The organism is Rhodanobacter sp. OR87 (genome assembly GCF_000473345.1).
GTDB lineage: Bacteria > Pseudomonadota > Gammaproteobacteria > Xanthomonadales > Rhodanobacteraceae > Rhodanobacter > Rhodanobacter denitrificans.
In genome coordinates this window covers 296,528-321,907 of the sequence record NZ_AXBJ01000001.1, presented here as the reverse complement: position 1 = coordinate 321,907, position 25,380 = coordinate 296,528, and the positions used below count along the sequence as shown (strand labels likewise).

Sequence of the window (25,380 nt, the reverse complement as noted above, 5' to 3'; positions counted from 1 at the left end):
GCCGCCCCGATCCCGCCCGCATCCCATCCGGCGCGGCGGGAGGACGATCAGGCTTCAGGCCGCATCGGGCAGCGCCGCGGGCGACCGCTCGCGCCAGTGCGGCACCGCCGACCACTCGGCCGGCACGGTGTCGGCGGCGAGCGCACGCACCACCTCGCGGCGGTCCAGGTGCGGCGCGAACTGCGTGATGAACTCCAGCACGTATTCGCGCAGCACGCTCTCGCGGCGCAGCACGATCCAGGTCGTGCACTGGGGGAACAGATGGTCGGCCGGCAGCGCGCGCAGGTCGGTGTCGCCGTCCTGCATCGCCATCTCGGCCAGCACGCCGATGCCCAGCCCGGTGCGCACGTAGGTCTTGATCAGGTCGGCGTCGCCGGCGGTCATCGCGATCTGCGGGCGCAGGCCGCGCGCTTCGAACGCGCGGCGCAGCGAGGAGTCGGCCTTCAGCGAGGAGTCGTAGCTGACCAGCGGCAGCGTGGCCAGTTCGTCCAGCGAGGGCTGCCGTCCGCTGGTGGCCAGCGGGTGCTCCCGCGGCGCCACGATCACCCGCTGCCAGCGGTAGGCCGGCAGCGCGAAACCGATCGGCGGCGGGGCGCCGGCGGTGCTGATCACCGCCAGGTCGACGCGACCGGCTTCCAGCTGGGCCAGCACTTCGCCGTCGCGGCCCGGCTGCAGGTGCACGCTGACCTGCGGGTAGCGCTGGTTCAGCGCGCCGATCGCGGCAGGCAGGGCGAAGCGAGCCTGGGTGTGGGTGGTGGCGATGCGCAGCTCGCCGTGCGCCTCGTTGCGCAGGTTGGCGGCGATCGCGCGGATGTTGGCCGCCTCGGCGAGGATGGCGCGGGCGCGTTCCAGCACGTGCCGGCCGGCCTGGCTCACCGCGTCCAGGCTCTTGCCCTTGCGCACGAACAGCTGGAAGCCCAGCTCGTCCTCAAGCTGCTTGAGCTGCTTGCTGAGGCCGGGCTGGGTGGCGTGGACGCGCTCGGCGGCCAGCGTGATGTTGAGGCCGGAGTCGGCGATGGCGACGAGGTAGCGCAACTGGGTCAGCGTCATGGCGATGGGCTCGTGGACGGTCGGGATCGTTGGGTCGAGGCACGAACGGGGCACGAGTACATCGGGCGGCGCGAACCGGCATCGTGTGCGGCACATGGGTGCTGGCGGATTCGTGGCGGTCGGCGTCGATGATCATGTACGGACGTCTATATGTCTATTTGATAAAATGGTCAAGCGTGGCGTTGCGCGAGGCGTTACATGACGGGAAGGCATATGCGCGGCCGCACAAGTCATTTGCCGCGCCGGCGAATGTTGCGTAGCGTGCCGGCGACTCCCTTGCCTGCGATGCGATCCCGCCCGAATGAAGCTGTATCCCCTGTTCGCCGACCTGTCCCGCCGCGCCGTGCTGGTGGTGGGCGGCGGCGCGGTGGCCGAGCGCAAGGTGGCCGCGCTGCTCGGTGCGCAGGCGCAGGTCACGGTGAACGCGCCCGTGCTCACCCCGCAGTTGCAGCGCTGGGCGGCGGCGGGGCGCATCGCCCACCGCGGGGATGCGTTCCAGGAAGCTTGGCTGGAGCGGGTCTGGCTGGTGGTGGCGGCGACCTCCGACGCCGAGCTGAATCGGCTGATCGCCACCCTGGCCGGGCTGCGGCGGATCTTCGTCAACGTGGTGGACGACGCGGTGCTGTCGAGTTTCCACGTGCCGGCGCTGGTCGACCGCGCGCCGCTGACCATCGCCATTTCCAGCGGCGGCGCGGCGCCGATGCTCTCGCGGCTGCTGCGCGAGCGGCTGGAGACGCTGCTCGACCCTTCGCTGGGCGCGCTGGGCTTGCTGGCGGCGCGGTTGCGTCGGCGCATCCGCCTGCGCCACCCGGAGCCGGCGACGCGGCGACGTTTCTACGAAAACCTGTTCGCCGGGCCGGTGGCGGACCTGTTGCGGCAAGGGCGGCCGGAGGACGCGCGGCAGGCGGCGGAGCAGGCGCTGGCCGCGGCACCCGCGGTCCCGGCCGGCTCGGTGCTGCTGGTCGGCGCCGGCCCCGGCGATCCGGGCCTGCTGACCCTGCGCGCGCTGCGTGCGCTGAACGAGGCCGATGTGATCCTGCACGACCATCTGGTCAGCGCCGAGGTGCTGGCGCTGGCCCGGCGCGACGCCGAGCGGATCGAGGTGGGCAAGCAGGCCGGCCACCACCACACCACCCAGGACGGCATCCATGCGCTGCTGCTTGAGCACGCGCGGGCAGGGCGGCGGGTGGTGCGGCTGAAGGGCGGCGACCCATTCGTGTTCGGCCGCGGCGGCGAGGAGCTGGAGTTCCTGCGCGCCCACGGCATTCCCTATGAAGTGGTGCCCGGCATCACCGCGGCCGTCGCCTGTGCGGCGCACGCCGGCGTGCCGCTGACCCATCGCGACCATGCGCAATCGGTGCGTTTCGTCACCGCGCACTGCCAGTCCTCGCGCGACAGCCTGGACTGGGCTGCGCTGGCGCAGGAGCGGCAGACCCTGGCCGTGTACATGGGCGTGGCCGAGCTGACCACGCTGCAGGCGCGCCTGCTCAAACATGGCCGTGCGCCATCGACGCCGTTCGCGCTGGTCGAGAACGGCTCGCTGCCGCAGCAGCGGGTGGTCACCGGCAGCTTGGCCAACATGGTCGAGCGCGCGGCGTTCCACGCGGTGCGTTCGCCGGCGTTGCTGATCCTGGGCGAAGTGGCGTCGCTGGCCACCTCGCTGGCCTGGTTCGGGGCGCCGCCGCTGGGCGCGGCGGTACCTGCCATCCGTCCTGCGCGGGCGGCCACCACCGACGTGCTGGCAGCGGTCCATCGCACCTGACGAAAATCTTCACCTCGGCGGGCGCATGATTGCGCGACGCTTTTTTCTCCAGACGGCCGGAGCACTTCCATGATCCACGACAGCATTCTCGACACCATCGGCAACACGCCCATCGTCAAGCTTCACCGCCTTGCCCCCAAGCACGTCGAGTTGTACGTGAAAGTGGAGGCGTTCAACCCCGCCGGTTCGGTGAAGGATCGGCTCGCCCTGGCGATCATCCTCGACGCCGAACAGCGCGGCGTTCTGAAACCCGGCCAGACCGTGATCGAGGCCACCTCGGGCAACACCGGCGTGGCGCTGGCGGCGATCTGCGCGGCGCGCGGCTACCCGTTCGTGGCGGTGATGTCGGATACCTTCTCGCTCGAGCGGCGCAAGCTGATCCGCGCCTACGGCGGCAAGGTGGTGCTCACGCCCGGCGCCGCGCGCGGCACCGGCATGGTGAAGGTGGCGGAAGAGCTGGCGCGCAAGCACGGCTGGTTCCTCGCCAGCCAGTTCGAAAACCCGGCCAACCCGGCCTACCACCGGCAGACCACCGCGCCGGAGATCCTGCGCGACTTCGCCGGCCGTCGGCTGGACTACTTCGTCAGCGGCTGGGGCACCGGCGGCACGCTCACCGGCGTGGGCGAAGTGCTCAAAGTGGCGCGCCCGGAAGTGCAGATCGTCGCCACCGAGCCGACCGGCGCGGCGCTGCTGTCCGGCAAGGAGTGGCAGCCGCACAAGATCCAGGGCTGGACGCCGGATTTCGTGCCGGCCGTGCTGAACCCCAAGGTGGTCGACCGCATCGTGCCGGTCGACGACGTGCTGGCCCGCGACACCGCGCGCGCGCTGGCCCAGCAGGAAGGCATCTTCGCCGGCATCTCCTCCGGCGCCACCTTGGCTGCCGCATTAGGCGTGGCCAAGACCGCGCCCGAGGGTTCGGTGCTGCTGGCGATGCTGCCGGACACCGGCGAGCGCTATCTGTCGACCTTCCTGTTCGAAGGGGTCAACGAGGGGTCGGACGAAGTCTGAGCGCGGTCACGCGCCGGTCGCCTTGGCTTGCCGGCGACCCGAGATCGTTCCGCGTGCGGCGGCGGGCGCGCGTTTCGACGCCCCCGCTTCCCATTCCGCGATCAGCTTCTGGCCCACGCTGGCCAGCGCCCGGATCGCCGGCAGCAGCTCGCGGCCGAGCGGCGTGAGCGCGTACTCGGCCGACGGCGGCGAGGTGTCGAGCACGCGCCGCGTCACCAGACCGCGCGATTCCAGCTCGCGCAGCCGCGCGCTCAGCACGCGCGCGGAGATGCGCGGAATGTCGTGGCGCAGTTCGCCGAAGCGGCGCGGCTCGGCGCTCAGGTACCACACCACGTTCGGCGCCCACGCGCCGCGCAGCAGCGCCAGGCTCTCGGTGAGCGGGCAAGCCGGCGGTGCGGCGACCTTGCTCTTGCGTACGGGCAGGCCCATCGGAATTCCATCGGAGAGTGCGGTAACCGGAGGGATACTACATTTTTCCGCTAACTGATGGTTAGGTGGTATCCATGAGTAACCATGATGGCTAGCATGCCGTCATCCTTGCGGCGCGCGCAGGCAGACGCCTCGCGCGATCGCAGTGATGGTTCTTCCCCACGCCCCCAACACGGAGAAAACGCATGAAGCTTTATTACTCGCCGGGCGCCTGCTCGCTGTCGCCGCACATCGTGGCGCTGGAAGCCGGCATCGCGCTGCCGCTGGAGAAGGTCGACGGCAAGGCCAAGCGTACCGAGGGCGGCGCGGATTTCTGGCAGGTCAACCCGAAGGGCTACGTGCCGGTGCTGGCGCTGGACAACGGCGAACTGCTGACCGAAGGCCCGGCGATCGTGCAGTACCTGGCCGACCTCAAGCCCGAGAGCGGCCTGGCGCCCGCCAACGGGACGCTGGCGCGCTACCGCCTGCAGGAGATGCTGGGCTACATCAACTCGGAGATCCACAAGAGCTACAGCCCGCTGTTCAAGCCCGACACGCCCGAAGCCACCCGCGCCGAGCGCAAGGAGTACCTGACGAAGCGTTACCAGTTCATCGAGGGTGTGCTGGCGAAGCAGCCGTTCCTGCTGGGCGACAAGTTCACCGCGGCCGACGCCTACCTGTTCACCGTGACCAATTGGGCCAGGCACGTCGACCTGGACCTGTCCGGCTTCCCGGCGTTGCTGGCGTTCCAGAAGCGCGTGGCCGCGCGCCCCGCGGTGCAGGCGGCGTTGGAGGCCGAGGGCTTGGTGAAGAAGGCTCTCGCCTGATCTGCATCGGACCGCGCGTGGAGGCGCGTGGCCCGATGGTTTTGCCCGTCATTCCGGCTTCCGCCGGAGTGACGGCGTAGCAGCGATCGCGGCTCAGATGCCTCGCGCCAGTCCTTCGGCCAAGCCGATGTAGCCGCCCGGCGTCAGCTCCAGCAACCGCTGCTTCGCTTCCGCCGGCAGATCGAGGCCACCGATGAACTCGCGCATCGAATCCTTCGTGATGCCATGGCCGCGAGTCAGCGCCTTGAGCTGCTCGTATGGCTCGGGCAGGCCATAGCGGCGCATCACGGTCTGCACGGCTTCGGCCAGTACTTCCCAGCTGGCGTCGAGGTCGGCGGCGATGCGTTCGGCGTTGACGTTGAGTTTGCCCAGGCCTTTCTTCAGCGATTCCAGCGCGACCAGGCCGTGGCCGAAGGCGGTGCCCAGCGCGCGCAGCACGGTGGAGTCGGTGAGGTCGCGTTGCCAGCGGCTGATCGGCAGCTTCTCGGCGAAGTGGCCGAGCAACGCGTTGGCGAGACCGAAGTTGCCCTCGGCGTTCTCGAAGTCGATCGGATTGACCTTGTGCGGCATGGTGGACGAGCCTACTTCGCCGGCCTTCAGCGTCTGCTTAAAGTAGCCCAGCGAGATGTAGCCCCAGATGTCGCGGGCCAGGTCGATCAGGATGATGTTGGCGCGGCGCACCGCGTCGCAGTATTCGGCCACGTTGTCGTGCGGCTCGATCTGGGTGGTGTAGGCGTTGAAATCGAGGCCGAGGCTTGCCACGAAGCGCTGCGAGAACGCGCGCCAGTCCACTTCCGGGTAGGTGATGGCGTGGGCGTTGTAGTTGCCCACCGCGCCATTGATCTTGCCGGAAACTTCGACCGCCACCAGCTGCTTGCGCTGACGCTCCAGCCGCGCCACCACGTTGGCGATTTCCTTGCCCAGCGTGCTGGGCGAGGCGGTCTGGCCGTGCGTGCGCGAGAGCAGCGGCAGCGCGGCGTTCGCGTGCGCCATCTCGCGCAGCTTGGCGATCACCGCATCCAGCTGCGGCAGCAGCACCTGGCTGCGCGCATCGCGCAGCATCAGCGCGTAGGAGAGGTTGTTGATGTCCTCGCTGGTGCAGGCGAAGTGCACGAATTCCTTCGCCTGCGCCAGGCCGGCATCGGCGCCGATCTTCTCCTTGATGAAGTACTCCACCGCCTTGACGTCGTGGTTGGTGGTGGCCTCGATCGCCTTGATCCGTTCACCGTCGGCCTCGCTGAAGTTTTCCGCGATGGCTTGCAGGGTGGCGACCTGGGCGGCCTCGAACGGCGGCAGCTCGGCGATCTTCGGCTCGGCCGCCAGCGCCAGCAGCCAGGCGATTTCGACCTGCACGCGGCGATGCATCAAACCGAACTCGCTGAAGATCGGGCGCAGCGCTTCGACCTTGCTGGCGTAGCGGCCGTCCAGCGGCGACAGGGCGGTCAGGGCGTGGTTGGACATCGGAGCGTTCCGGCAAGGGGAAACGGCTATTTTACATTGACAGCGGCGCAATGACTGACGGCCTATAGTTGGCCGGTTTTCCATCTCCACGAAGGACAGGACCATGAGCGGCTTCCGCATCGAACACGACAGCATGGGCGAATTGAAAGTCCCCGCCGACGCGCTGTACGGCGCGCAAACCCAGCGCGCGATCGACAACTTCCCGATCTCCGGCCTGTGCCTGCCGCGCCCGTTCATCCGCGCGCTGGGGCTGATCAAGGCCGCCGCCGCCGAGGTCAACCTGGCGATGGGGCATCTCAAGAAGAACCAGGCCGCGGCGATCCGCAAGGCGGCGTTGGCGGTGGCGGATGGCCAGCATGACGCGCAGTTCCCGATCGACATCTTCCAGACCGGCTCGGGCACCAGCACCAACATGAACGCGAACGAGGTGATTGCGCACCTGGCGGTGGCGGCCGGTGCGAAGGTGCACCCGAACGACCATGTCAACTACGGGCAGAGCTCGAACGACGTGATCCCCACCGCGATCCACGTCAGCGCCACGCTGACCGCCAGCGAGCAGTTGCTGCCGGCGTTGAAGCACTTGAAGAAGGCCATCGACAAGCGTGCGCGCGAACTGAGGAACACGCCGAAAACCGGCCGCACCCATCTGATGGACGCGATGCCGATCACCTTCGGCCAGGAGCTGTCCGGCTGGGCGGCGCAGATCGCCTCCGCCATCGAGCGCATCGAGGACGCGCTGAAGCGCATGCGCCGGCTGCCGCAGGGCGGCACCGCGGTGGGCACCGGCATCAACGCCGATCCGAAGTTCGGCCCGGCGATGGCCGCCCAGCTGAAGAAGTTGACCGGGGTGAAGTTCGAGTCGGCGCAAAACTACTTCGAGGGCATGGCCGCGCAGGATGCGGCGGTGGAACTCTCTGGTGCGCTGAAGACGCTGGCGGTGGCGTTGATGAAGATCGCCAACGACCTGCGCTGGATGAACTCCGGCCCGCTGGCCGGCCTGGGCGAGATCGAACTGCCGGCGCTGCAGCCGGGCTCGTCGATCATGCCGGGCAAGGTCAACCCGGTGATCCCCGAAGCCACCGCGATGGTCGCCGCGCAGGTGATCGGCAACGACGCCGCCATCACCATCGCCGGCCAGTCCGGCAACTTCCAGCTCAATGTGATGCTGCCGCTGATCGCGCACAACCTGCTGCAGTCGATCGAGATCCTGGCCAAGGTCAGCGTGCTGCTGGCGGACAAATCCATCGCCGGCTTCAAGGTCAACAAGGCGCGGGTGAACCAGGCGCTGGCGATGAACCCGATCCTGGTCACCGCATTGAACCCGGTGATCGGCTACGAGAAGGGCGCGGCCACCGCCAAGCTGGCGTACAAGCAGCACCGGCCGATCATGGAGGTGGCGCTGGAGACCACCGGCTTGTCGAAGGCGGAACTGCAGAAGCTGCTCGACCCGTTGGCGCTGACCCGCGGCGGCATCCACGGCGAGTGATCGGATCCGCGCGCCCCATGCATGGGGCGCGCGGACGGGGTCAGGGATGCGGGTGAGCCATCGCGGCCAGTCCGCCGGCCGCCAAGGCCAGCTGCAATGTTTCGTGACCGCGGCGCACGGTCAGCCGGCTGGCTTCCCGTCGATGGGCGCTGGGGTGGTCGCGCAGCTCGGCCACGCGCGTCACGGGCTGCTCGTCCACGGCGGTGATCAGGTCGCCTCGCCGCAGTCCGGCGTGCCTGGCCGGCGTGATGCGGATGACCCGGATGCCCGTGCCGTCGAGCGAGGCCAGCTTGAGTTCGCGGCCGCCGACGTCATGCCAGCTCAGGTTGTCGCGCGTGCCATGCATCTGTACATGCCAACCGGCCTGTGCCGGCAGGACGAAGAACGATGCCGTGGCGAGGGTGCCCAGCAGGATCAGGTGTCGCATGCGGTGGTCTCCTTTGGGCGGGGGTGAGGGTGCCCGCCGCGGTGTCGTGGACACCACGTGAGACGCGGGCGAGGGGAATGCGAGTGGAAGTTGCGGCTTAGTCCGAGAACACGGCAAAGCCTTTCTTGCCGTCCTTGTCCTTCATGTCCTTGCCGCAGTCGTCGACGTCCTTCTGCGTCATCGTGGCGTAGGGCCTGAACGCAGGCATGGCGGCGGCCAGCTTTTGCTGCGAGGCAAGCACGCCGGGCAGACGCTTGCACAGTTGCAGGGCGGCTGCCTGGATCTGGTCGGTCTGCGGCTTGAGGCTGGCTTCGATCTCCTTGTCGCTCTTGCCGGTGAACGCGCCCCAGAGCGCCTGCTTCGCCGCGCTGACGCCGATGTCCGCGCCCTGCGCGCCGATGTCCATGCCGGCTTCGGCGATGCCGATGATCTGCTGGCGATAATCCACCAGCATGGGGTGCTGTTGCGGCGTGGCCGGTACCGGCTTGCCGGCGATCACCAGTTCGCCCTGCGGAGTGATCACCGCCTTGGGGAGAGTGCCGTCGTGCGGGTGCGGACCGTCGCCGATGTGGATATTGCCCAGGCTGATGTCCTTGCTGACCAGCTCCTTCTTGGCCTGCTCGATGCCCTTGCGGACCTCGGCGGCGATCACCGAGGAGGAGGTCTGTTCGTGGACGTCCTTCGCCGCCTGGGCCATGTCGCTGGCGACGCCCGATGGGTTGGTGTCCTGCCCGGACCGGCTGCAGGCAGCCAGCGGCAGCAGCGCGGATGCAAGGATGCCGATGGCGATCATGTTGGCTTTCATCGTTTTCTCTCCGTGCGATTCGTTCGAGTGTCAGCTGTCGTCGCGCCAGCGGCGGAACCAGATGGCGCCGGCCAGCATGGCGATGGCCGCAGCGGCGCCGATCCAGAGACTGGTGGAGCCCAGTGCCGCATAGGAGTGGACGACGCCCAGGCTGGACAGCAGTTCGGCCGGGTTGTTGCCGCCGATGTGCGGGACCTGGCTGAACCAGCCGCCGGGGAACACGCTGAACAGGATGCGGCCCACCACGTTGCGCCAGTACCAGCTGTCCTGCAGGTCGATGGTGCCGAGCAGGTTGAACCAGCCGATCACCACGCCTGCGGCCACCGGCAGCACCACCGCCCACAGGAACGGTTTGCTGCGGGCCCAGGCCGAGCACAGCATCAGCCAGCCGACCGACGGCAGCGCCCACAGCAGGTACAGCGGGATCGAGCCGATCAGGTTGGCGATCACCTGCAGCGGGTGCGACAGGGTCAGCAGGTGCCATACGCCGACGCCGTGGAACGACAGCGCCAGGGCAAACATCAGCAGCATCGCGATGCCGGTCAGGGTGCCGACGACCACGACGATCAGCGGGGCGACGACCGTCGCGGCGACCACCTTGGACAGCACGGTGGCGGTGTCGGAGATCGGCAGCGATTTCCAGAACAGCAGGCTGCGGTCGCGGCGGTCGTCGTAGAGCGTGCCGAGGCAGTAGAAGAACACCACGAAGCCCATCACCATGCCGATGATCAGGGTCGGCGAGTACATCGCCATGTCCAGTCCGGCGCCCACGGCGTCCATGGACTGCTTGTCCAGGGCGCGGGACAGCAGCCGCATGTTGTTCTCGCCGCCGCCGAAGGCCACGTTGAAGCCGTGGCGCGATCCCATCACCTCGCCGGCGATGATGCCCATCAGGTTCAGCAGCAGGAACACGCCGCCGGTGATGACCGGCGTCCAGAAGAAGCCGCCCCGGTGTTCCCACAATTCGCGCTTGATCAGCCAGTAGAAGGTTTTCATGCGTAGGTTCCTTTCATGGTGGCGACGAACAGGTCGCTGACCGACGGCCGGCGGGTTTCACCCAGTTGCTCCAGCGTCGCGCGGTCCGTGCCGTCGAACAGGAAAATGCTCTTGCCGAACACCTGCCGTTCGTCCAGCGGCTTCAGCGCGCGCGCGGCGGCGGCCTTGTCGGCACCCACCATCACCTCGATGAAGCGCTCGCCGACTGCATCCATGTCGGCGTCCAGCACGATCCTGCCGTCGCGGATGAACATCAGGTCGGTGAGGATGTGCTCGACTTCCTCCACCTGATGGGTGGTGACGATGATCGTCTTGTTCTCGTCGAAGTAGTCTTCCAGCAGGTTCTGGTAGAACTGCTTGCGGTAGAGGATGTCCAGGCCCAGGGTGGGCTCGTCCAGGATCAGCAGCTTGGCGTCGATCGCCATTACCAGCGCCAAATGCAGCTGCACGATCATGCCCTTGGACATCTGCCGCACGCGCTGCTCGGGCTGCAGCTTGGTGCGGGCCAGGAACGCCTCGCACTTGGCGCGGTCGAAGCGCGGGTGCACGTTGGCGACGAAATCCACCGCCTGGCGCACCTTGATCCAGCGCGGCAGCACGGCCACGTCGGCGATGAAGCAGACTTCGCCCATCAACTTGTCGCGCTGCTTGCGCGGGTCGAAGCCGAGCACGTTCAAACTGCCGCTGAAATCGGTGAGGCCCAGGATCGCCTTCAGCGCGGTGGTCTTGCCGGCGCCGTTGGGGCCGATCAGGCCGACGATGCGGCCGGGCTCGATCCGGAAACTGACGTTGTCCAGCGCCAGCGCCGACTTGTACCGCTTGCTCAGGCCACTGGCCGTGATCACCGCGCTCATGATTTCTGCTCCTTGTCGGTGGCTGCTTCGCGCAACAGCGTCTTGAGGTCCAGCCCGAGCCGCTGCAGCCGTGCGAACAGCGCCGGCCACTCCTCGCGCAGGAAGCGCTCGCGTTCCGATTTCAGCAGCGCCTCGCGTGCGCCCTCGATGACGAACATGCCCAGACCCCTCCGTTTTTCCACCAGTTGCTCGTCGACCAGTTCCTGGTATGCCTTCGACACGGTCAGCGGATTGATTTGGTAGTCCGCAGCCACCTGGCGTACCGACGGCAGCGGGTCGCCCTCGTTCAAGGCGCCGTCCAGGATCATCGCCACCACGCGCTGCTGCAGCTGGCGATAGATCGGGACGCTGTCGTTCCAGGTAATGGTCATGTTTATTCCTTGCTGATGCGGCCGAACTTGTTGCCAAACGAATAGTAGGGCATGGCCAATTGCGACCCGAGCAGGCTGAGCTGCTCCGTATTGCCGCCGGCGTTCGCGGCGACCATCGACGGCACCGTGGCGATGCCGGCGCTGCCGACGTTGGCCAGCAACGCGGCGCTGCGCATCTCGGCGGCACTGGGGCTGACCTGGATCGGTGCCAGGTCGGTGACGCTGCTGGCTTCGGTGCGGCTGGCGTGGGTCGGCTGGCTGGCGACGTTGTAGTTGACGGCACTCAGGCTGGCAGCGGTGAGCAGGACGGCAGCGACGCTGGCGATCAGATTCTGCGCTTTCATGACAGGCCTCCTTAGTGAACTCGTTGAGTGGTGTTGTAGTGAACTATAACACTATGTTTCGATCCGTCAATAGGCGCGTGGCGATTTCGCAACATGACTGATGGCCTAGGCGCCGAAACCGCGCCGCGGCGCGGTTCGACAGCCGGCCCGGTGATCCGCCGCATGGGCGCACGTGGCCGCGGCAGCATCGTCAACGTGATCGGGGAGGGCGGGCGGCAGGCCAACCCGCAGCACATCGCCGGCGGTTCGGCCAACGCCGCGCTGATGCTGGCTACGGTGGGCTATGCGAATGCCTACGCAGGCAAGGGCGTGCGGGTCAACGCGATCAACCCCGGCATCACCCGCACCGGCCGCGTGGAGGAGGGGCTGGACGCCGAAGTGCGCGCCACCGACCTGTCGCGCGAGGAACTGCTGGCGCGGCAGCTGGCCGGGATCCCGCTGGGGCGTCTGGCCGAGCCGGCGGAAATCGCCGACGTGGTGTTGTTCCTGGCCTCGGCGCGCGCCAGCTGCGTCACCGGCGCGATCGTCCCGATGGACGGAGGCCGGACTTCGACGATCTGAGTCGCGCCGCAAGGAAAAAGGCCGGCGTGGGCGCCGGCCTTTTTCGTCCCGCGTCCTGCTGCATCAATCCTTGGCGGCGTAGACCTGCCTGCCGCCGACCCAGGTCTGCAGCACCTTGGTGTTCCAGATCCTGCTGGCGGGGTCCCGGAAGATGTCGTGGTCGATCAGGATGAAGTCGGCCCACTTGCCCGGCTCCAGCGTGCCCAGCGTGTGTTCCGCATGCTCGGCGTAGGCTGCGTCCAGAGTGAACGCGCGCAGCGCCTGCACCAGCGTCATGTCCTGCTGCGGGTACCAGCCGCCGGGCGGCTGGCCGTCGTGGTCCTCGCGGGTCACCGCCGAATACAGGCCGTAGAACGGGTTGGGCGATTCCACCGGGAAGTCCGAGCCGCCGGCGATCACCGTGCCCTGCTTGAGGAAGCGCTGCCATGCGTAGGCGCCGGCGATCCGCTGGTGGCCGATGCGGTCCTCGGCCATGTTCATGTCGGAGGTGGCGTGGGTCGGCTGCATCGAGGCGATCAGCTTGAGCGGCACGAAACGGGGAATGTCCTGCAGCGACAGGATCTGCGCGTGCTCGACCCGGTTGCGCAGCGCGATCGCCGCCGGATGGGTCTTGTAGGCGGTGGCGAAGCTGTCCAGCACCTCGCGGTTGGCGCCGTCGCCGATGGCGTGGATGGCCACCTGGTAACCCTTGGCGAAGGCCTTGTCGATCTTCGCGGTCATCGCCGCGGGCGGCATGAACAGCAGGCCGCGGTTGTGCGGGTCGTCGCTGTAGGGCTTGAGCATCGCCGCGCCGCGGCTGCCCAGCGCGCCATCGGCAAACAGCTTCACCGCGCGCACGGTGAGGAAGTCGCCGCCGTAGCCGATCAGCGGGCCGTCCTGGCTGATGGTGTCGAACGCCGCGCCGGTGTTGCGGATCATCGCGTAGATGCGCGCGGTGAGTTTGTGCGCGTCGGCGTAGTCGCGGTAGAGCCGGTAGGTGTCCAGGTCGATGCCGGCGTCACCGACGCCGGTGAGGCCCACGCTGGCCATCTCGGCCAGCGCGGCGTCGAGTGCGGCGGCCCGTTCCTGCGCGGTGGGCGCCGGTACCTTGTCGTTGACCAGGTCGGTGGCGCCGTCGACGAACACGCCGGCCGGGCCGCCGCTGGCGTCGCGTTCGATGCGCCCGCCGGACGGGTCCTTGGTGGCCGCGTCAACGCCGGCCAGCTTGATGGCGGCGGAGTTGGCCCAGGCGGCGTGGCCGTCGACGCGGCTCAGCCACACCGGGCGGTCGGACACCACGGCGTCCAGTTCCTTCGCGGTGGGGAAGCGGCCGAGCTTCCAGATTTCCTGGTTCCAGCCGCCGCCGAGTATCCACTTCGCGTCGGGATGCGCCGCGGCGTAGGCCTTCACCTTGGCCAGCGCTTCCTGCAGCGATTGCGTGCCGGTGAGGTCGACGCTGTTGCGCGCGTAGCCGAGGTCCAGCACATGGCCGTGGGCATCGATCAGGCCGGGCAGCAGGGTGCGGCCGTGGCCATCGATCACCCTGGCGTCGCCGACGCGGCCGGCCAGTTCGGCATGGCTGCCGGTGGCGACCACCTTGCCCTGCTCGACCCGCAATGCCTGGAAGTGCTGCAGCTTGCCATGGCTGTCCAGCGTGTAGCCGTTGACGTTGTCGACCAGCAGGTCGGTGGCCTGTGCGGCCGGCGCCAGCGCCAGCAGGGCGAGCATGAGCAGGCATGGCGAGCGTTTCATGCGCGGAATCCAGTGGAGGGGGAGCCCGCAGTGTGTCGGCACCGGCGCGGCTTTTCCACCCCGCGGTCGCTGACGCCCCCAACCACAAACGCCCGCTCCGCGCGGGAGAAGACGTTTGTTAGGGTTACCGCCGGGGTGTCAGGCCGCTTTGGCGACCAGCGTCTCGATCATGCCGTGCGCCGATTTCAGCGCCGCGGCCTTCTGTTCGTCGCCGATCGCGATGCCTTCGGCGCGCACGAACTCGACGTCGTCGATGCCGATGAAGGCGAAGGCGGCACGCAGGTAGGGTTCCTGGAAGTCCATGGCGGCCGCCGCCGAATCCTTGCTGTAGATGCCGCCGCGGCTGGAGGCGACGATCACCCGCTTGCCGCCGGCCAGGCCCTCGGGGCCGTTCGCGGTGTAGCGGAAGGTCTTGCCGGCGACCAGGATACGGTCGAGCCAGGCCTTGAGCGAACTGGAGATGGCGAAGTTGTACATGGGCGCGCCGATCACCACCACGTCGGCGGCGAGGAATTCCTCCAGCAACTGGTTGCCGAGTACGGCGGCGGGATCGCTGGCGTCGGCCACCGGGGTCCAGTGCGGCAGCGGCTGCGCGGCCAGGTCGTGGTAGTGGAGGTTGGCGTTGGGCGTGCTGCGCTTCAGCTCGGCTACGATGTCGGCGGTCAGCTGGCGCGACACGGAGTAGCCGCCCAGCGCGCTGGAGTCGATATGCAAGAGTTTCATGGAAAGCTTCCTGGTCGGGCCATGTGACTGGCGATGCAACCAAGATATATTCGGAACAATATCGCGATAAGATGGCAGTTGTCGAACTTATCGTTCTTGAATGGAAACGATCATGGCGGCATTGAGCGGTGCGCTGCAGGACCTCAACGACCTGTATTTCTTTGCCGCGGTGGTCGAGCACGGCGGCTTTTCCGCGGCTGGCCGCGCACTGGGCGTGCCCAAGTCGCGCCTGAGCAAACGCGTGGCCCAGCTGGAGGAACGCCTCGGCGTGCGCCTGCTGCAGCGGACCACGCGGCGCTTCGTGGTGACCGAAGTCGGCGAGCGCTTCTACGCGCACTGCCGCGCGGTGCTGGAGGAAGCGCAGGCGGCGCAGGATGCGGTGGACGAATTGCGTGCCGAGCCGCGCGGCGTGGTGCGCCTGAGCTGCCCTGTCTCGCTGGCGCAGACCGTGCTGGCGCACGTGCTGCCGGATTTCCTTGCGCAATACCCGAAAATGCAGGTGCGCCTGCTGTCCGGCAACCGCCGGGTCGACGTGATCGGCGAGGGTTACGACCTGGCGATCCGCGTGCGCACCAAGCTGGATACCGACGCCAACCTGGTGATCCGCACGTTCGGCCTGTCGCGCACCACGCTGGTGGCCAGCCCGGCGCTGCTGAAGGCGCAGGGGCGCCCGGGCCAGCCGGGCGACCTGGCGCGGCTGCCGGCGTTGTCGATGAGCGAGCACGAGGGCGCCCAGCTGTGGGAACTGATTGGCGCGAACGGCGAGCAGACCAGCGTGGAAGTGCAGGCGCGGCTGATCACCGGCGACTTCGCGGTGCTGCTGGAGGCGGCCCGCCGCGGCATGGGCGTGGCGCTGCTGCCGGAGTTCGTCTGCGCGCCGGCGATCGCCGCCGGCGAGCTCGAAGTGGTGCTGCCGGAGTGGAGCGTGCCCGAGGGCACCATGCATTTCGTCTATCCCAGCCGGCGCGGCATGCTGCCCGGCGTACGCGCGCTGGTCGACTTCCTGGCCGAACGGCTGCCGGCGACGACCTTGCTGAAGCATGAGCAGTGCAAGCAGCGCCCGCCGGACGAACTTCCGTCGACGTGATGCACACGGTGGCCCCGATGCAGTACGCTGCCGGGTTTACGGACATTTATACGGCCAAACGATGATCGCTACCAAGCTCCCGAAAGTCGGCACCACCATCTTCAGCGTGATGAGCCAGCTCGCGCTGGAGCGCAAGGCGGTCAACCTGGGCCAGGGTTTCCCCGACTTCGAGCCGCCGCAAGGGCTGCGCGATGCGCTCGGCCGCGCCATGAACGAGGGCCGCAACCAGTACGCGCCGATGCACGGTATCGCGGCCCTGCGCGAGCAGATCGTGCTGAAGACCGAAAGGCTTTACGGCCGCAGGCTCAACGTCGATACCGACATCACGCTCACCTCCGGCGCCACCGAGGCGATCTTCGCGGCAATCGCCGCGACGGTACGCGCGGGCGAGGAGGTGATCGTGTTCGACCCGGCCTACGACTGCTACGAGCCGGCGATCGAGCTGCAGGGCGCGCGCGCGGTGCACATCCCGCTGACCGTGCCGACGTTCGCGATCGACTGGCAGCGCGTGCGCGACGCGGTGACGTCGAAGACCCGCATGATCATGATCAACAGCCCGCACAATCCGTCCGGCGCGGTGCTGTCCGCCGCCGACCTGGACGAGCTGGCGGCGATCGTGCGCGAGACGGAGATCGTGGTGCTGTCCGACGAGGTGTATGAGCACATTGTCTATGACGGTGCTCACGAAAGCGTATTGCGTCATCCGGAACTGGCCGGGCGCAGCATCGTGGTCTCCTCGTTCGGCAAGACCTACCACTGCACCGGCTGGAAGGTCGGCTACGCGGTGGCGCCGGCCGCGCTGAGCGCGGAGTTCCGCAAGGTGCACCAGTACCTCACGTTCTGCACCTTCCACCCGGCGCAGGCGGCGTTCGCCGAATTCATGGCCAGCGATCCGCAGCATTACCTGGAGCTGCCGGCGTTCTACCAGGCCAAGCGCGACCGCTTCCGCACGCTGCTGGCGCCATCGCGGTTCAAGCTGCTCGACGTGCCGGGCGGTTACTTCCAGCTGGTCGATTATTCGGCGATCCGCGACGAGGACGATCTCGCCTTCAGCCGCTGGCTGGTCGAGCACGGCGGCGTGGCGGCGATCCCGCTGACGCCGTTCTACGAGCGCGCGCCGGGTACGCGACTGCTGCGGCTGTGCTTCGCCAAGAGCGACGCCACCATGGAGGCGGCCGCCGAGCGGCTGTGCCGGCTATGAGCAGCGACAGCGTGAGCCTTGAACCGCTGCACGTAGCGCTGGTACAGGGCGCTACCCGCTGGCACGACGCGCCGGCCAATCGCGACTACTACGGCACGCTGGTGCGCCAGGCGAAAGGCAGCGACCTGATCGTGCTGCCGGAGACCTTCCTGTCCGGCTTCAGCAACGACACCCATGCCAGCGCCGACAGCATGGACGGCGAGGGCGTGGCGTGGCTGCGTGCGCTGGCGGTCGAGGTGGGCGCGGTGCTCTGCGGCAGCCTGGCGATCCGCGAGGACGGCGTCGTCTACAACCGCCTGCTGTGGGTGCGGCCGGACGGCAGTTTTGAGCAGTACGACAAGCGCCACCTGTTCCGCATGGCCGGCGAACATACCCGCTACGGCGGCGGCAGCCAGCGCCTGGTGGTGGAGCTGAAGGGCTGGCGCATCCTGCCGCAGGTCTGCTACGACCTGCGCTTCCCGGTGTGGCTGCGCAATCGCCGGCTGGCCTCCGCCGGCGGCGGCATGGACTACGACCTGGCCGTGTTCGTGGCGAACTGGCCGGCGCCGCGCCGGCAGCCGTGGCGCACCTTGCTGCGCGCACGGGCGATCGAGAACCTCAGCTATGTGGCCGGGGTGAACCGGGTCGGCGTGGACGGCAACGAGATTCCGTATGCCGGCGACAGCGCGGTGCTCGATCCGGTCGGCGAGCCGCTGGTGGAACTGGGCGCGCAGGAACAGCTGGCGATGGTGACGCTGGATCCGGCACCGCTGCTGGCGCACCGCGAACGCTTCCCGGCGTGGATGGACGCCGACGCGTTCACGCTCGATCCGGGCTGAACTCCCCGTCCATCCGCAGGAGCCCGCCGGCGGGCGATGCTGTTCAGATCAGAGCGAAAGCGTCGCCCGCGAGCGGGCTGCTGCGAGTGCCGGATCGATGCGGTTCATTCGACAAAAAGCCGCCTTGGGGGTGGCTTCTTGTCGAGCAATGGGCGATCAACTCAGAGTATCGCCAGCACCGCTTCCGGTGGGCGGCCGATGACGGCCTTGCCGTTGGCGACCACGATCGGGCGTTCGATCAGCTTCGGGTGCGCCACCATCGCGGCGATCAGTGCACCCTCGTCGAGGGCGGGATCGTGCAGCCCCAGCGAGCGGTACTCCTCCTCGCCGGTGCGCAGCAGTTCGCGCGCGGTCATGCCCAGTTGCCGCAGCAACACGGCCAGTTCGGCGGCGCTCGGCGGCGTGTCGAGGTAGTTGATCACCTCGACCTTGCCGCCGTGCTGTTCCAGCAGCGCGAGCGTGGCGCGCGACTTGGAGCAGCGGTTGTTGTGATAGATGCGCAGCATTGATCAGCCGCCTCAGCGATTGCCCGAACGGTTGCCGCCGCGACCCGGTGGCCGACCGCCGCCCGGACCGCCGTGCCGGGAACCGCCTTGCGGGCGATTGCCGCCATGACCTTGCGGACGATTGCCGCCCTGGCCTTGTGGGCGTGCCGGGTTGCCATGCGCGCGGTTGCCCTGGCCCTGGCCTTGCGGACGTGGACCACGATTGCCCGGTGCACGGTTGCCGCCGAGGCCGGGGCCGCGCGATTCGCCGCCAAAGCCGCCGTAGGGGCTGCCCGCAGCGCGACCTTCGTTGCCGCCGCTGTGCGCGCCGAACGGCTTGCCGCCGGCTGCGCGGCGGTTGCCGGCCGCACCACCGGCGTTGCCGCGCGGCGCGCCAGGGCGACCGCTGCCGTCGCGGCTCTCGCCGGCGAACCAGGTGCGCACCGACGGCAGCTCCTGGCCCGGCGCCACCCGCTTGCTCTTGCCGCCGCGTTTGCCGCCCGGCGCACCGCGTTCGGGGCGGGCCAGGTTGCCGTTGACTTCCTTGCCGTCGCGACGCGGCGGCTTGCGGCCGCGCACCGGCTCTTCGCGGATGCGGTCATACGCGCGCAGCTCGCGCGCCTCATCCTGACCGCCCGTCCAGGCGGTGCCGGCGCCGCTCGCGGGGCGATACTCGGTGACGTTGCGGTTGGCGCGGCGCTGATGCAGCACCGGGCTCAGGGTCAGTACCGGCTGCGGCATGTCCACGCCGGTGGTCTGGCGCAACTGCTTGACGGCTTCGGCATCGAGCGCCTCGCATTCGCCGCGGCGCAGGTTGCGCGGCAGCTCGATCGCGCCGTAGCGGATGCGCTTGAGCCGGCTGACCAGGAAACCCTGCGAGTCCCACAGTCGGCGCACCTCGCGGTTGCGGCCTTCGCGGATCACCACGCGGAACCAGCTGTGGCTGCCGCCGCGACTGATCACGGCGATCTCGTCGAAGCGGGCGGGACCGTCCTCCAGTTCCACGCCAGCCTTGAGTTTCTCGATGACTTCGTCCGGCACCTCGCCGTGCACACGGCACAGGTATTCGCGTTCGAGTCCGCTCCTGGGGTGCATCAGCGCATTGGCCAGGGCGCCGTCGGTGGTCAGCAGCAGCAGGCCGGTGGTGTTGATGTCGAGTCGGCCCACGGCGACCCAGCGCGCGCCCTTCAGGCGCGGCAGCTGTTCGAACACGGTGGGGCGGCCGTCCGGGTCGTCACGGGTGGTCAGCACGCCTTCGGGCTTGTGGTAGATCAGCACCTCGGTGTCGTCGCGGCTGTCGGTGGCTACGACGAACTGCTTGCCGTCCATGATCACGCGGTCGCCGGCCTTCACGCTCATGCCGATTTCGGCGGGGGCGCCATTCAGTTCGACTTCGCCGGACTGGATGCGCTGCTCGAGCATGCGGCGCGAGCCGAGGCCGGCGTTGGCCAGCACCTTGTGCAGGCGTTCTTCCAGGGCGGGGGCGTCGCTGTCGGCGCGCGGTTCGCGCTTCAGGGACAAAACGGATTTTTGCGGCGCATTCATGCGCGGTACTCCTCGGGGTCTTGCTCGGCGGCGTCGGGTTCGACGTCCGCGGCGGGGTTCGCTGCCTCGTCGGCAGTGGTTGTCAGGGTTTCGGCGGGTGGGCTCGGGTCGGAGCCGGCATCGCCGGATTCGGAGGCGGCCGGCGCTTCGGCGGCGGTCGCGGTGTGGTAGTCGTCGGCTGCCGCATCGACGGCATCGTGCTCGTGCAGGAGTTCCTCGTCCGGGTCGATCGGCAGGTCGCGCACGACGCGGGCGGGCAGGGGCTCGGGCTCGAAGCGCAGTTGCGGGTCTTCCAGGTCGCGGATTTCCGACAGCGGCGGCAACTGGTCCAGCGATTTCAGGTTGAAGTAGTCGAGGAAGGCGCGGGTGGTGCCGAACAGCGCCGGCTTGCCGGGCACGTCGCGGTAGCCGACCACGCGGATCCACTCGCGCTCCTCCATCGTCTTGATGATGTTGGAGGACACCACCACGCCGCGGATCTGCTCGATCTCGGGGCGGGTGATCGGCTGGCGGTAGGCGATCAGCGCCAGCGTTTCCAGCAGTGCGCGCGAATAGCGGCTGGGCCGCTCGGTCCACATCCGCGAGATCCACGGATGCACGTCCTGGCGCACCTGGTAGCGGAAGCCGGAGGCCACTTCCTTCAGCTCGATGCCGCGGCCGGCGCAGTCTTCGGCCAGTGCCTCGAGTGCCTTGGCGACCTGTTCGCGGCCGACCTCGTCGGCCTCGTTGAACAGCTCGCCCAGCTGCTGCACGGTCATCGGCTGGGTGGAGGCCAGCAGGGCGGCCTCGACGATGGGTTTGAGTTGCTCGATCTGCATGACCTTGGGTTCGGATGCCGGTTGGATCGGTACCGCTCAGTGGATGTCGCTCATTCGCCGGACGATTCGATCAGCGCCGATTCGCCCGCCTGTGCGTCGTCCGCCGGTGCGTCGGCGGGTTCTTCGGCGTGGCTCACCTTCGCCTTCACGTATATCGGCGCCAGTGGTTCTTCCTGGACGATCTCGACCAGCATTTCCTTGGCCAGCTCCAGCATCGCCAGGAACGTCACCACGATGCCGAGCCGTCCCTCGCTGACGTCGAACAGGCTCTCGAAGCGGTGGAAGCTGCTGTCGTCGAGCCGGCTCAGCAATTCGCCCATGCGCTGGCGCACGCTGAGCGTCTCGCGCCTGATCGCGTGATGCCCGAACAGTTCGGCCCGGTGCATCACGTCCTTCAGGGCCAGCAGCAGCTCGGTCAGCTCCAGCGGCGGCGGCAACCTGATCACGTTGCGTTCGCCCACGTCGGCGTGCACCACCGTGGTGTCGCGCTCCAGCCGGGGCATCGCCTCGATGTCCTCGGCCGCGCGCTTGAAGCGTTCGTACTCCTGCAAGCGCCGTACCAGTTCGGCACGGGGGTCTTCTTCCAGGCCTTCCTCGGCCGGCGGCCGCGGCAGCAGCAGCCGCGACTTGATCTCGGCCAGGATCGCGGCCATCAGCAGGTATTCGGCGGCCAGTTCCAGCCGCATCACGTCCCGCATCAGCTCGATGTAGGTCATGTACTGCCGGGTGATCTCGGCGACCGGGATGTCCAGGATGTCCAGGTTCTGCCGGCGGATCAGGTACAGCAGCAGGTCCAGCGGTCCCTCGAACGCCTCCAGGATGACCTCGAGCGCGTCCGGCGGGATGTACAGGTCTTGCGGCATCTGCAGCAGGGGCTGGCCATGCACGATGGCCAGCGGCATTTCCTGTTGTTGAGGTACCGGCGCAAACGCGTCCTGCGGTGCGGTGACCGGGCTCTGTGGCTCGACGGGCTCAGTGCTCATCAATGCATGTCATGGGGCCGTCTTCAGCGGCTGCAGTGCGTTCAACATGATCGGATTCATCCCCATGCCCCCGCGGCATTGGATGTCCGTGTTCGGAACACGCGGTGAAGCGGCATTCCGGGGTAATGCGTCCTTCACACTTGTTCGGTCGAGGCGCGGCGGACGCCTTCGTCACGACGGGCATGACGAAGCCACTCGATGGTGGTTCGGTCAGGCGGGTCGTCAGTGAACGTCGCACGTCGACTGCGGGTTGTCAGCCACGACAGGGACGCCAAGCCAGGGAAGGCGGGAAACGACGCCACCGGCTGTTCACTGGTCGGTTCGAGAGCAATCGCACGGATGCCAAGGGAGCCGGAAGTGCTCGGCAAACATTTCCATGGAGCCACGCGTGGGGCAAGAGTAGCGGTTGACTGGCGCCAAGTCCAGCACGTGCCGGCCGATGCAGTTGCCCGGCATGCGCCGGCCGCGGGCATGGGCCGGTTTTGCAGCGGTGCTCCCGGCAGGCACAATAGACGGATGGCATCGTGCGAAACCGGCGTGTCGGAGAGCGTGGCTGGGGCGGCATGTGACCTAATGCGTCGAATTGGGTCAGGCTCCGCGTCAGCGCGACGTTCGGCGATGCCTGGCGGGCCGCGCCTGCGCCACGATGGCGCGGCGACGACACGACGGGGTTGGGCAGTGTGGATCGTGGCAGGGCCATGCGGGATGCGGCCGGTGCCGGATCGGCGTCCGACGGAACGTTGCACCTGGCGTGGCATGGTGATTGCTTGGATAACGGCTGAGCAACCCGGCCAGGCAAGGCGCAGCGCCCCGCCGGCGAAGGGTGCGACAGAAAGGTTTCAGGGCGATGTCGGACGCAGCCCCCTCGATGGGTGCAAGTACAAACAGGCGGTGGAACTGATGGCGATCGATAAGAACGGACAGGATGGCGGCGGACCGGAGCAGTTGCGTCCGGCGCGCATGCAAATCGAGACGACGGTGCTGATGAGCAGCAACGGCGAGTCGCGTCCGACCGAGCTGGTCGATATCTCGGCCACCGGCGCGCTGCTGCGCCGCCCGCTGGGCTGGTCGGGCCATGTGGGGCAGAACTGGGTGCTCGACATGATCTTCGGCAACAACCTGCACATCCACCTCGAGGCGGTGGTGGCGCGTATCTCCGATCACCATATCGGTTTTTCGTACAGCCGCATTCCCGAGGACAAGCAGGTGCCGCTGTGGAACCTGCTGGGTGGTTACGCCGACATCCTGGAGTACTGGAAGGACGGCTGAGCCGGCGCGACCGCTGCACGAAAAACGCCCGCACGTGCGGGCGTTCTCGTTTGCCCAGGCCTGAAAAACTCAGGCCTGGGCTTTTTTCTCGTCGCGCAGCTCGCGGCGCAGGATCTTGCCCACGTTGCTCTTCGGCAGGCTGTCGCGGAACTCGATCAGCTTGGGCCGTTTGTAGCCGGTGAGGTTCTCGCGGCAGAACTGCTTGAGGGCTTCTTCGGTGAGGTTCGGGTCCTTGCGCACCACGAACAGCTTCACCACCTCGCCGGAATGCTCGTCCGGCACGCCGACCGCGGCCACCTCGAGCACGCCGGGGTGCGCCATCACGGCGTCCTCGACCTCGTTCGGATACACGTTGAAGCCGGACACCAGGATCATGTCCTTCTTGCGGTCGACGATGTAGAAGTATCCGTTCACATCCATCTTCGCGATGTCGCCGGTGTGCAGCCAGCCATCGGCGCCGAGCACCTTGGCGGTCTCGTCCGGGCGGTTCCAGTAGCCCTTCATCACCTGCGGTCCGTGCACCATCAGTTCGCCGACCTCGCCGACCGGCAGCGGCTTGCCGTCCTCCGACCAGATCGCCACATTGGTGGACGGTACCGGCAGGCCGATCGAGCCGTTGTATTCCTTGAGGTCCAGCGGATTGATGCAGACCGCGGGCGAGGTTTCGGTCAGGCCGTAGGCCTCGGCCAGGGTGCAGCCGGTGACCTTCTTCCAGCGTTCGGCCACGGCGCGCTGCACCGCCATGCCGCCGCCCAGGGTCAGGTGCAGCTTCGAGAAATCCAGTTCGGAAAAACCGGGCGTGTTGAGCAGGCCGTTGAACAGCGTGTTGACGCCGGTCAGCGCGGTGAAGCCGGACTTGCGCAGTTCCTTGACGAAGCCGGGCATGTCGCGCGGGTTGGTGATCAGCCAGTTGAGTCCGCCCAGGCGCATGAAGACCAGGCCGTTCGCGGTCAGCGAGAAGATGTGATACAGCGGCAGCGCGGTGATGATCACTTCCTCGCCGGGCGTGACCAGCTCGGTGCCGATCCAGGCGGCAGCCTGCAGCATGTTCGCCACCATGTTGCCGTGGGTCAGCATGGCGCCCTTGGCCACGCCGGTGGTGCCGCCGGTGTATTGCAGGAAGGCGATGTCGTCGTGGCCCAGCGTCACCGGTTGCAGCGGATGCGCCGCGCCGCGCGCGAGCGCGTCGCGGAAGCGCACGGCCTGCGGCAGATCGAACGCAGGCACCATCTTCTTCACGTGCTTCAGCACGAAGTTGATCAGCGCGCCCTTGGGGAAGCCGAGCAGGTCGCCGATGCCGGTGGTGATGACGTGCTGCACGTGGGTTTCGGCCACGACGTGCTGCAAGGTGGCGGCGAAGTTGTCCAGTACCACGATCGCTCTGGCACCCGAATCTTCCAGCTGGTGCTTCAGTTCGCGCGCGGTGTACATCGGGTTGGTGTTGACCACCACCAGGCCGGCGCGCAGCGCGCCGAACAGGGCGATCGGATACTGCAGCACGTTCGGCATCATGAGCGCGATGCGATCGCCCTTGCCGAGCTTGAGCACGCCGGTGAGGTAACCGGCGAACTGGCGGCTCATCTCGTCGATCTGGCCGTAGCTGAGCTGGCGGCCGAAGCTGGCGAACGCCGGGCGGTCGCGGAAGCGGGTGAACGCTTCTTCCAGCACCGCCGGTACCGAAGCATATTGACTGACGTCGATCTGTTCCGGCACGCCGGCTGGATAGTTCTCCAGCCACGGACGTTCGTTGCTCATGCTTTGGGTTCCCTGTTTTGTCGATGGCGATGGGACGGATGATGGAATCGGATGGGTATTGGCACCATCATGGATCCTGCGCCGGTTGATTGGAGCATACGCCCGCGTACAGCGGCAAGCCGCACCGCAACGAGTTGCGTCGATGATGACACCGGGGAAAACCGTCTTTTTGCCGATTGTTCTCGCATGCCTCGTGCTGGGGTTGCCGGCGTGCCGGCGCACGCCGGACGAAGCGCAGGTGCGCGCGGCGATCGCGTCGGCAGCACAGGCGGCCGAAGCGGGTTCGGCCGGCGACGTCGGTGCCCGCTTGAGCGAGGACTTCGACGGCAATGCGGGGCAACTGGATCGGCGCGGACTGACCGGTATGATCAGGCTGCTGGCGCTGCGCGGCGAGCACGTCGGCGTGAGCATGGGACCGGTATCGATCGAACCTCGTGGCGAGCGGATGGTGGCGACCTTCACGGTCACGCTGACCAGCGGCGGTCGCCTGTTGCCCGATCAATTGGGCCTGTACCAGGTCGAATCGGCGTGGCGCAAGGAAGATGGCGAATGGCGCTGCTATATGGCCAGTTGGAAGCATTCGCTGTAACGGTCCATCGGAGCAC

Annotated in this window: 26 protein-coding genes; 10 read left to right on the top strand and 16 right to left on the bottom strand. The window is 67.9% G+C overall.

Going from position 1 to position 25,380, the window contains the following annotated elements; all coding sequences use genetic code 11:
* Positions 1-54: 54 nt before the first annotated feature.
* The gene (locus RHOOR87_RS0101405) at positions 55-1,050 is read right to left on the bottom strand and encodes a LysR substrate-binding domain-containing protein (protein ID WP_007509973.1); all 996 of its coding nucleotides are present in this window, start codon (positions 1,048-1,050) and stop codon (positions 55-57) included.
* A gap of 301 nt (positions 1,051-1,351) precedes the next feature.
* On the opposite strand from RHOOR87_RS0101405, the gene cysG reads away from it, so the two are divergent.
* Both cysG and cysK read left to right on the top strand, forming a co-directional pair.
* Entirely contained in the window at positions 1,352-2,812 is a 1,461-nt protein-coding gene (gene cysG / locus RHOOR87_RS0101400; RefSeq protein WP_007509971.1) for a siroheme synthase CysG, read from the top strand.
* A 69-nt stretch (positions 2,813-2,881) separates the two neighbouring features.
* Complete coding sequence (gene cysK / locus RHOOR87_RS0101395) at positions 2,882-3,820, top strand: cysteine synthase A (protein ID WP_007509969.1); 939 nt, start codon at positions 2,882-2,884, stop codon at positions 3,818-3,820.
* Between the two features lie 6 nt (positions 3,821-3,826).
* Here cysK and RHOOR87_RS0101390 read toward each other — a convergent pair whose 3' ends face one another.
* The gene (locus tag RHOOR87_RS0101390) at positions 3,827-4,249 is read right to left on the bottom strand and encodes a helix-turn-helix domain-containing protein (RefSeq protein WP_007509967.1); all 423 of its coding nucleotides are present in this window, start codon (positions 4,247-4,249) and stop codon (positions 3,827-3,829) included.
* A gap of 185 nt (positions 4,250-4,434) precedes the next feature.
* On the opposite strand from RHOOR87_RS0101390, the gene gstA reads away from it, so the two are divergent.
* Complete coding sequence (gstA, locus tag RHOOR87_RS0101385; RefSeq protein ID WP_007509962.1) at positions 4,435-5,055, top strand: glutathione transferase GstA; 621 nt, start codon at positions 4,435-4,437, stop codon at positions 5,053-5,055.
* Positions 5,056-5,148: 93 nt separating this feature from the next.
* Here gstA and purB read toward each other — a convergent pair whose 3' ends face one another.
* Positions 5,149-6,516 (bottom strand): adenylosuccinate lyase, encoded by a 1,368-nt coding sequence (purB, locus tag RHOOR87_RS0101380; RefSeq protein WP_007509960.1) that lies wholly within the window; start codon positions 6,514-6,516, stop codon positions 5,149-5,151.
* Between the two features lie 103 nt (positions 6,517-6,619).
* On the opposite strand from purB, the gene RHOOR87_RS0101375 reads away from it, so the two are divergent.
* Positions 6,620-8,002, top strand: a complete 1,383-nt coding sequence (locus RHOOR87_RS0101375) for a class II fumarate hydratase (protein WP_007509958.1) — start codon at positions 6,620-6,622, stop codon at positions 8,000-8,002.
* Positions 8,003-8,042: 40 nt separating this feature from the next.
* On the opposite strand, the gene RHOOR87_RS0101370 is transcribed toward RHOOR87_RS0101375, so the two are convergent.
* The 6 genes from RHOOR87_RS0101370 to RHOOR87_RS0101345 form a co-directional block, all read right to left on the bottom strand.
* Complete coding sequence (locus RHOOR87_RS0101370; protein WP_007509956.1) at positions 8,043-8,429, bottom strand: PDZ domain-containing protein; 387 nt, start codon at positions 8,427-8,429, stop codon at positions 8,043-8,045.
* A gap of 97 nt (positions 8,430-8,526) precedes the next feature.
* Complete coding sequence (locus RHOOR87_RS0101365) at positions 8,527-9,234, bottom strand: hypothetical protein (RefSeq protein ID WP_007509954.1); 708 nt, start codon at positions 9,232-9,234, stop codon at positions 8,527-8,529.
* A 30-nt stretch (positions 9,235-9,264) separates the two neighbouring features.
* Complete coding sequence (locus RHOOR87_RS0101360; RefSeq protein WP_007509952.1) at positions 9,265-10,230, bottom strand: ABC-2 transporter permease; 966 nt, start codon at positions 10,228-10,230, stop codon at positions 9,265-9,267.
* Positions 10,227-11,084 carry an ABC transporter ATP-binding protein gene (locus tag RHOOR87_RS0101355; protein WP_007509950.1) on the bottom strand — a complete coding sequence of 286 codons (858 nt, stop codon included), beginning with the start codon at positions 11,082-11,084 and terminating at the stop codon, positions 10,227-10,229. Before RHOOR87_RS0101355 ends, RHOOR87_RS0101360 begins: the two co-directional genes overlap by 4 nt.
* The gene (locus RHOOR87_RS0101350; protein WP_007509948.1) at positions 11,081-11,455 is read right to left on the bottom strand and encodes a GntR family transcriptional regulator; all 375 of its coding nucleotides are present in this window, start codon (positions 11,453-11,455) and stop codon (positions 11,081-11,083) included. Before RHOOR87_RS0101350 ends, RHOOR87_RS0101355 begins: the two co-directional genes overlap by 4 nt.
* A 2-nt stretch (positions 11,456-11,457) precedes the next feature.
* The gene (locus tag RHOOR87_RS0101345) at positions 11,458-11,799 is read right to left on the bottom strand and encodes a hypothetical protein (protein ID WP_007509946.1); all 342 of its coding nucleotides are present in this window, start codon (positions 11,797-11,799) and stop codon (positions 11,458-11,460) included.
* 93 nt (positions 11,800-11,892) lie between these two features.
* Between RHOOR87_RS0101345 and RHOOR87_RS18905 the strand changes: the two genes are divergently transcribed.
* A complete protein-coding gene (locus tag RHOOR87_RS18905; RefSeq protein ID WP_007509945.1) occupies positions 11,893-12,360 on the top strand; it encodes an SDR family oxidoreductase in 468 nt (155 codons plus the stop codon).
* A gap of 63 nt (positions 12,361-12,423) precedes the next feature.
* Here RHOOR87_RS18905 and RHOOR87_RS0101335 read toward each other — a convergent pair whose 3' ends face one another.
* Positions 12,424-14,091, bottom strand: a complete 1,668-nt coding sequence (locus tag RHOOR87_RS0101335; RefSeq protein ID WP_015447447.1) for an amidohydrolase — start codon at positions 14,089-14,091, stop codon at positions 12,424-12,426.
* A 138-nt stretch (positions 14,092-14,229) separates the two neighbouring features.
* Positions 14,230-14,814: an FMN-dependent NADH-azoreductase gene (locus RHOOR87_RS0101330; RefSeq protein WP_027484008.1), complete on the bottom strand. Its 585-nt coding sequence runs from the start codon at positions 14,812-14,814 to the stop codon at positions 14,230-14,232.
* 112 nt (positions 14,815-14,926) lie between these two features.
* Between RHOOR87_RS0101330 and RHOOR87_RS0101325 the strand changes: the two genes are divergently transcribed.
* From RHOOR87_RS0101325 to RHOOR87_RS0101315, 3 genes are all read left to right on the top strand, one after another.
* Positions 14,927-15,901 (top strand): LysR substrate-binding domain-containing protein, encoded by a 975-nt coding sequence (locus RHOOR87_RS0101325; protein WP_015447449.1) that lies wholly within the window; start codon positions 14,927-14,929, stop codon positions 15,899-15,901.
* Between the two features lie 61 nt (positions 15,902-15,962).
* On the top strand, positions 15,963-17,102 hold the full coding sequence (locus tag RHOOR87_RS0101320) for a pyridoxal phosphate-dependent aminotransferase (RefSeq protein WP_027484006.1): 1,140 nt from the start codon (positions 15,963-15,965) through the stop codon (positions 17,100-17,102).
* A complete protein-coding gene (locus tag RHOOR87_RS0101315) occupies positions 17,099-17,920 on the top strand; it encodes an amidohydrolase (protein ID WP_027484005.1) in 822 nt (273 codons plus the stop codon). Before RHOOR87_RS0101320 ends, RHOOR87_RS0101315 begins: the two co-directional genes overlap by 4 nt.
* 161 nt (positions 17,921-18,081) lie before the next feature.
* On the opposite strand, the gene arsC is transcribed toward RHOOR87_RS0101315, so the two are convergent.
* The 4 genes from arsC to RHOOR87_RS0101295 are packed head-to-tail and all read right to left on the bottom strand — an operon-like array spanning position 18,082 to position 21,751.
* Positions 18,082-18,426: an arsenate reductase (glutaredoxin) gene (gene arsC, locus RHOOR87_RS0101310; protein ID WP_027484004.1), complete on the bottom strand. Its 345-nt coding sequence runs from the start codon at positions 18,424-18,426 to the stop codon at positions 18,082-18,084.
* Between the two features lie 12 nt (positions 18,427-18,438).
* Complete coding sequence (locus RHOOR87_RS0101305; protein ID WP_027484003.1) at positions 18,439-19,950, bottom strand: pseudouridine synthase; 1,512 nt, start codon at positions 19,948-19,950, stop codon at positions 18,439-18,441.
* Positions 19,947-20,768, bottom strand: coding sequence for an SMC-Scp complex subunit ScpB (gene scpB / locus RHOOR87_RS0101300; protein WP_027484002.1), 822 nt, complete (start codon positions 20,766-20,768; stop codon positions 19,947-19,949). Before scpB ends, RHOOR87_RS0101305 begins: the two co-directional genes overlap by 4 nt.
* A gap of 50 nt (positions 20,769-20,818) precedes the next feature.
* Positions 20,819-21,751 (bottom strand): ScpA family protein, encoded by a 933-nt coding sequence (locus RHOOR87_RS0101295; protein WP_027484001.1) that lies wholly within the window; start codon positions 21,749-21,751, stop codon positions 20,819-20,821.
* 900 nt (positions 21,752-22,651) lie between these two features.
* Here RHOOR87_RS0101295 and RHOOR87_RS0101290 point away from each other — a divergent pair.
* Complete coding sequence (locus RHOOR87_RS0101290; protein ID WP_007509926.1) at positions 22,652-23,020, top strand: PilZ domain-containing protein; 369 nt, start codon at positions 22,652-22,654, stop codon at positions 23,018-23,020.
* Between the two features lie 69 nt (positions 23,021-23,089).
* Here the strand turns inward: RHOOR87_RS0101290 and RHOOR87_RS0101285 are convergent, their stop codons facing one another.
* Positions 23,090-24,775 carry a long-chain-fatty-acid--CoA ligase gene (locus RHOOR87_RS0101285; RefSeq protein WP_007509924.1) on the bottom strand — a complete coding sequence of 562 codons (1,686 nt, stop codon included), beginning with the start codon at positions 24,773-24,775 and terminating at the stop codon, positions 23,090-23,092.
* Positions 24,776-24,917: 142 nt separating this feature from the next.
* Here RHOOR87_RS0101285 and RHOOR87_RS0101280 point away from each other — a divergent pair, with 142 nt between their 5' ends.
* Positions 24,918-25,364 carry a hypothetical protein gene (locus tag RHOOR87_RS0101280; protein WP_015447456.1) on the top strand — a complete coding sequence of 149 codons (447 nt, stop codon included), beginning with the start codon at positions 24,918-24,920 and terminating at the stop codon, positions 25,362-25,364.
* The last annotated feature ends 16 nt before the right edge of the window (positions 25,365-25,380 follow it).

Excerpts from the sequence above, each read along its gene's own strand:
- RHOOR87_RS0101405 (WP_007509973.1), bottom strand. The coding sequence starts at position 1,050 with ATGACGCTGACCCAGTTGCGCTACCTCGTCGCCATCGCCGACTCCGGC.
- cysG (WP_007509971.1), top strand. The coding sequence starts at position 1,352 with ATGAAGCTGTATCCCCTGTTCGCCGACCTGTCCCGCCGCGCCGTGCTG.
- cysK (WP_007509969.1), top strand. The coding sequence starts at position 2,882 with ATGATCCACGACAGCATTCTCGACACCATCGGCAACACGCCCATCGTC.
- RHOOR87_RS0101390 (WP_007509967.1), bottom strand. The coding sequence starts at position 4,249 with ATGGGCCTGCCCGTACGCAAGAGCAAGGTCGCCGCACCGCCGGCTTGC.
- gstA (WP_007509962.1), top strand. The coding sequence starts at position 4,435 with ATGAAGCTTTATTACTCGCCGGGCGCCTGCTCGCTGTCGCCGCACATC.
- purB (WP_007509960.1), bottom strand. The coding sequence starts at position 6,516 with ATGTCCAACCACGCCCTGACCGCCCTGTCGCCGCTGGACGGCCGCTAC.
- RHOOR87_RS0101375 (WP_007509958.1), top strand. The coding sequence starts at position 6,620 with ATGAGCGGCTTCCGCATCGAACACGACAGCATGGGCGAATTGAAAGTC.
- RHOOR87_RS0101370 (WP_007509956.1), bottom strand. The coding sequence starts at position 8,429 with ATGCGACACCTGATCCTGCTGGGCACCCTCGCCACGGCATCGTTCTTC.
- RHOOR87_RS0101365 (WP_007509954.1), bottom strand. The coding sequence starts at position 9,234 with ATGAAAGCCAACATGATCGCCATCGGCATCCTTGCATCCGCGCTGCTG.
- RHOOR87_RS0101360 (WP_007509952.1), bottom strand. The coding sequence starts at position 10,230 with ATGAAAACCTTCTACTGGCTGATCAAGCGCGAATTGTGGGAACACCGG.
- RHOOR87_RS0101355 (WP_007509950.1), bottom strand. The coding sequence starts at position 11,084 with ATGAGCGCGGTGATCACGGCCAGTGGCCTGAGCAAGCGGTACAAGTCG.
- RHOOR87_RS0101350 (WP_007509948.1), bottom strand. The coding sequence starts at position 11,455 with ATGACCATTACCTGGAACGACAGCGTCCCGATCTATCGCCAGCTGCAG.
- RHOOR87_RS0101345 (WP_007509946.1), bottom strand. The coding sequence starts at position 11,799 with ATGAAAGCGCAGAATCTGATCGCCAGCGTCGCTGCCGTCCTGCTCACC.
- RHOOR87_RS18905 (WP_007509945.1), top strand. The coding sequence starts at position 11,893 with ATGACTGATGGCCTAGGCGCCGAAACCGCGCCGCGGCGCGGTTCGACA.
- RHOOR87_RS0101335 (WP_015447447.1), bottom strand. The coding sequence starts at position 14,091 with ATGAAACGCTCGCCATGCCTGCTCATGCTCGCCCTGCTGGCGCTGGCG.
- RHOOR87_RS0101330 (WP_027484008.1), bottom strand. The coding sequence starts at position 14,814 with ATGAAACTCTTGCATATCGACTCCAGCGCGCTGGGCGGCTACTCCGTG.
- RHOOR87_RS0101325 (WP_015447449.1), top strand. The coding sequence starts at position 14,927 with ATGGCGGCATTGAGCGGTGCGCTGCAGGACCTCAACGACCTGTATTTC.
- RHOOR87_RS0101320 (WP_027484006.1), top strand. The coding sequence starts at position 15,963 with ATGATCGCTACCAAGCTCCCGAAAGTCGGCACCACCATCTTCAGCGTG.
- RHOOR87_RS0101315 (WP_027484005.1), top strand. The coding sequence starts at position 17,099 with ATGAGCAGCGACAGCGTGAGCCTTGAACCGCTGCACGTAGCGCTGGTA.
- arsC (WP_027484004.1), bottom strand. The coding sequence starts at position 18,426 with ATGCTGCGCATCTATCACAACAACCGCTGCTCCAAGTCGCGCGCCACG.
- RHOOR87_RS0101305 (WP_027484003.1), bottom strand. The coding sequence starts at position 19,950 with ATGAATGCGCCGCAAAAATCCGTTTTGTCCCTGAAGCGCGAACCGCGC.
- scpB (WP_027484002.1), bottom strand. The coding sequence starts at position 20,768 with ATGCAGATCGAGCAACTCAAACCCATCGTCGAGGCCGCCCTGCTGGCC.
- RHOOR87_RS0101295 (WP_027484001.1), bottom strand. The coding sequence starts at position 21,751 with ATGAGCACTGAGCCCGTCGAGCCACAGAGCCCGGTCACCGCACCGCAG.
- RHOOR87_RS0101290 (WP_007509926.1), top strand. The coding sequence starts at position 22,652 with ATGGCGATCGATAAGAACGGACAGGATGGCGGCGGACCGGAGCAGTTG.
- RHOOR87_RS0101285 (WP_007509924.1), bottom strand. The coding sequence starts at position 24,775 with ATGAGCAACGAACGTCCGTGGCTGGAGAACTATCCAGCCGGCGTGCCG.
- RHOOR87_RS0101280 (WP_015447456.1), top strand. The coding sequence starts at position 24,918 with ATGATGACACCGGGGAAAACCGTCTTTTTGCCGATTGTTCTCGCATGC.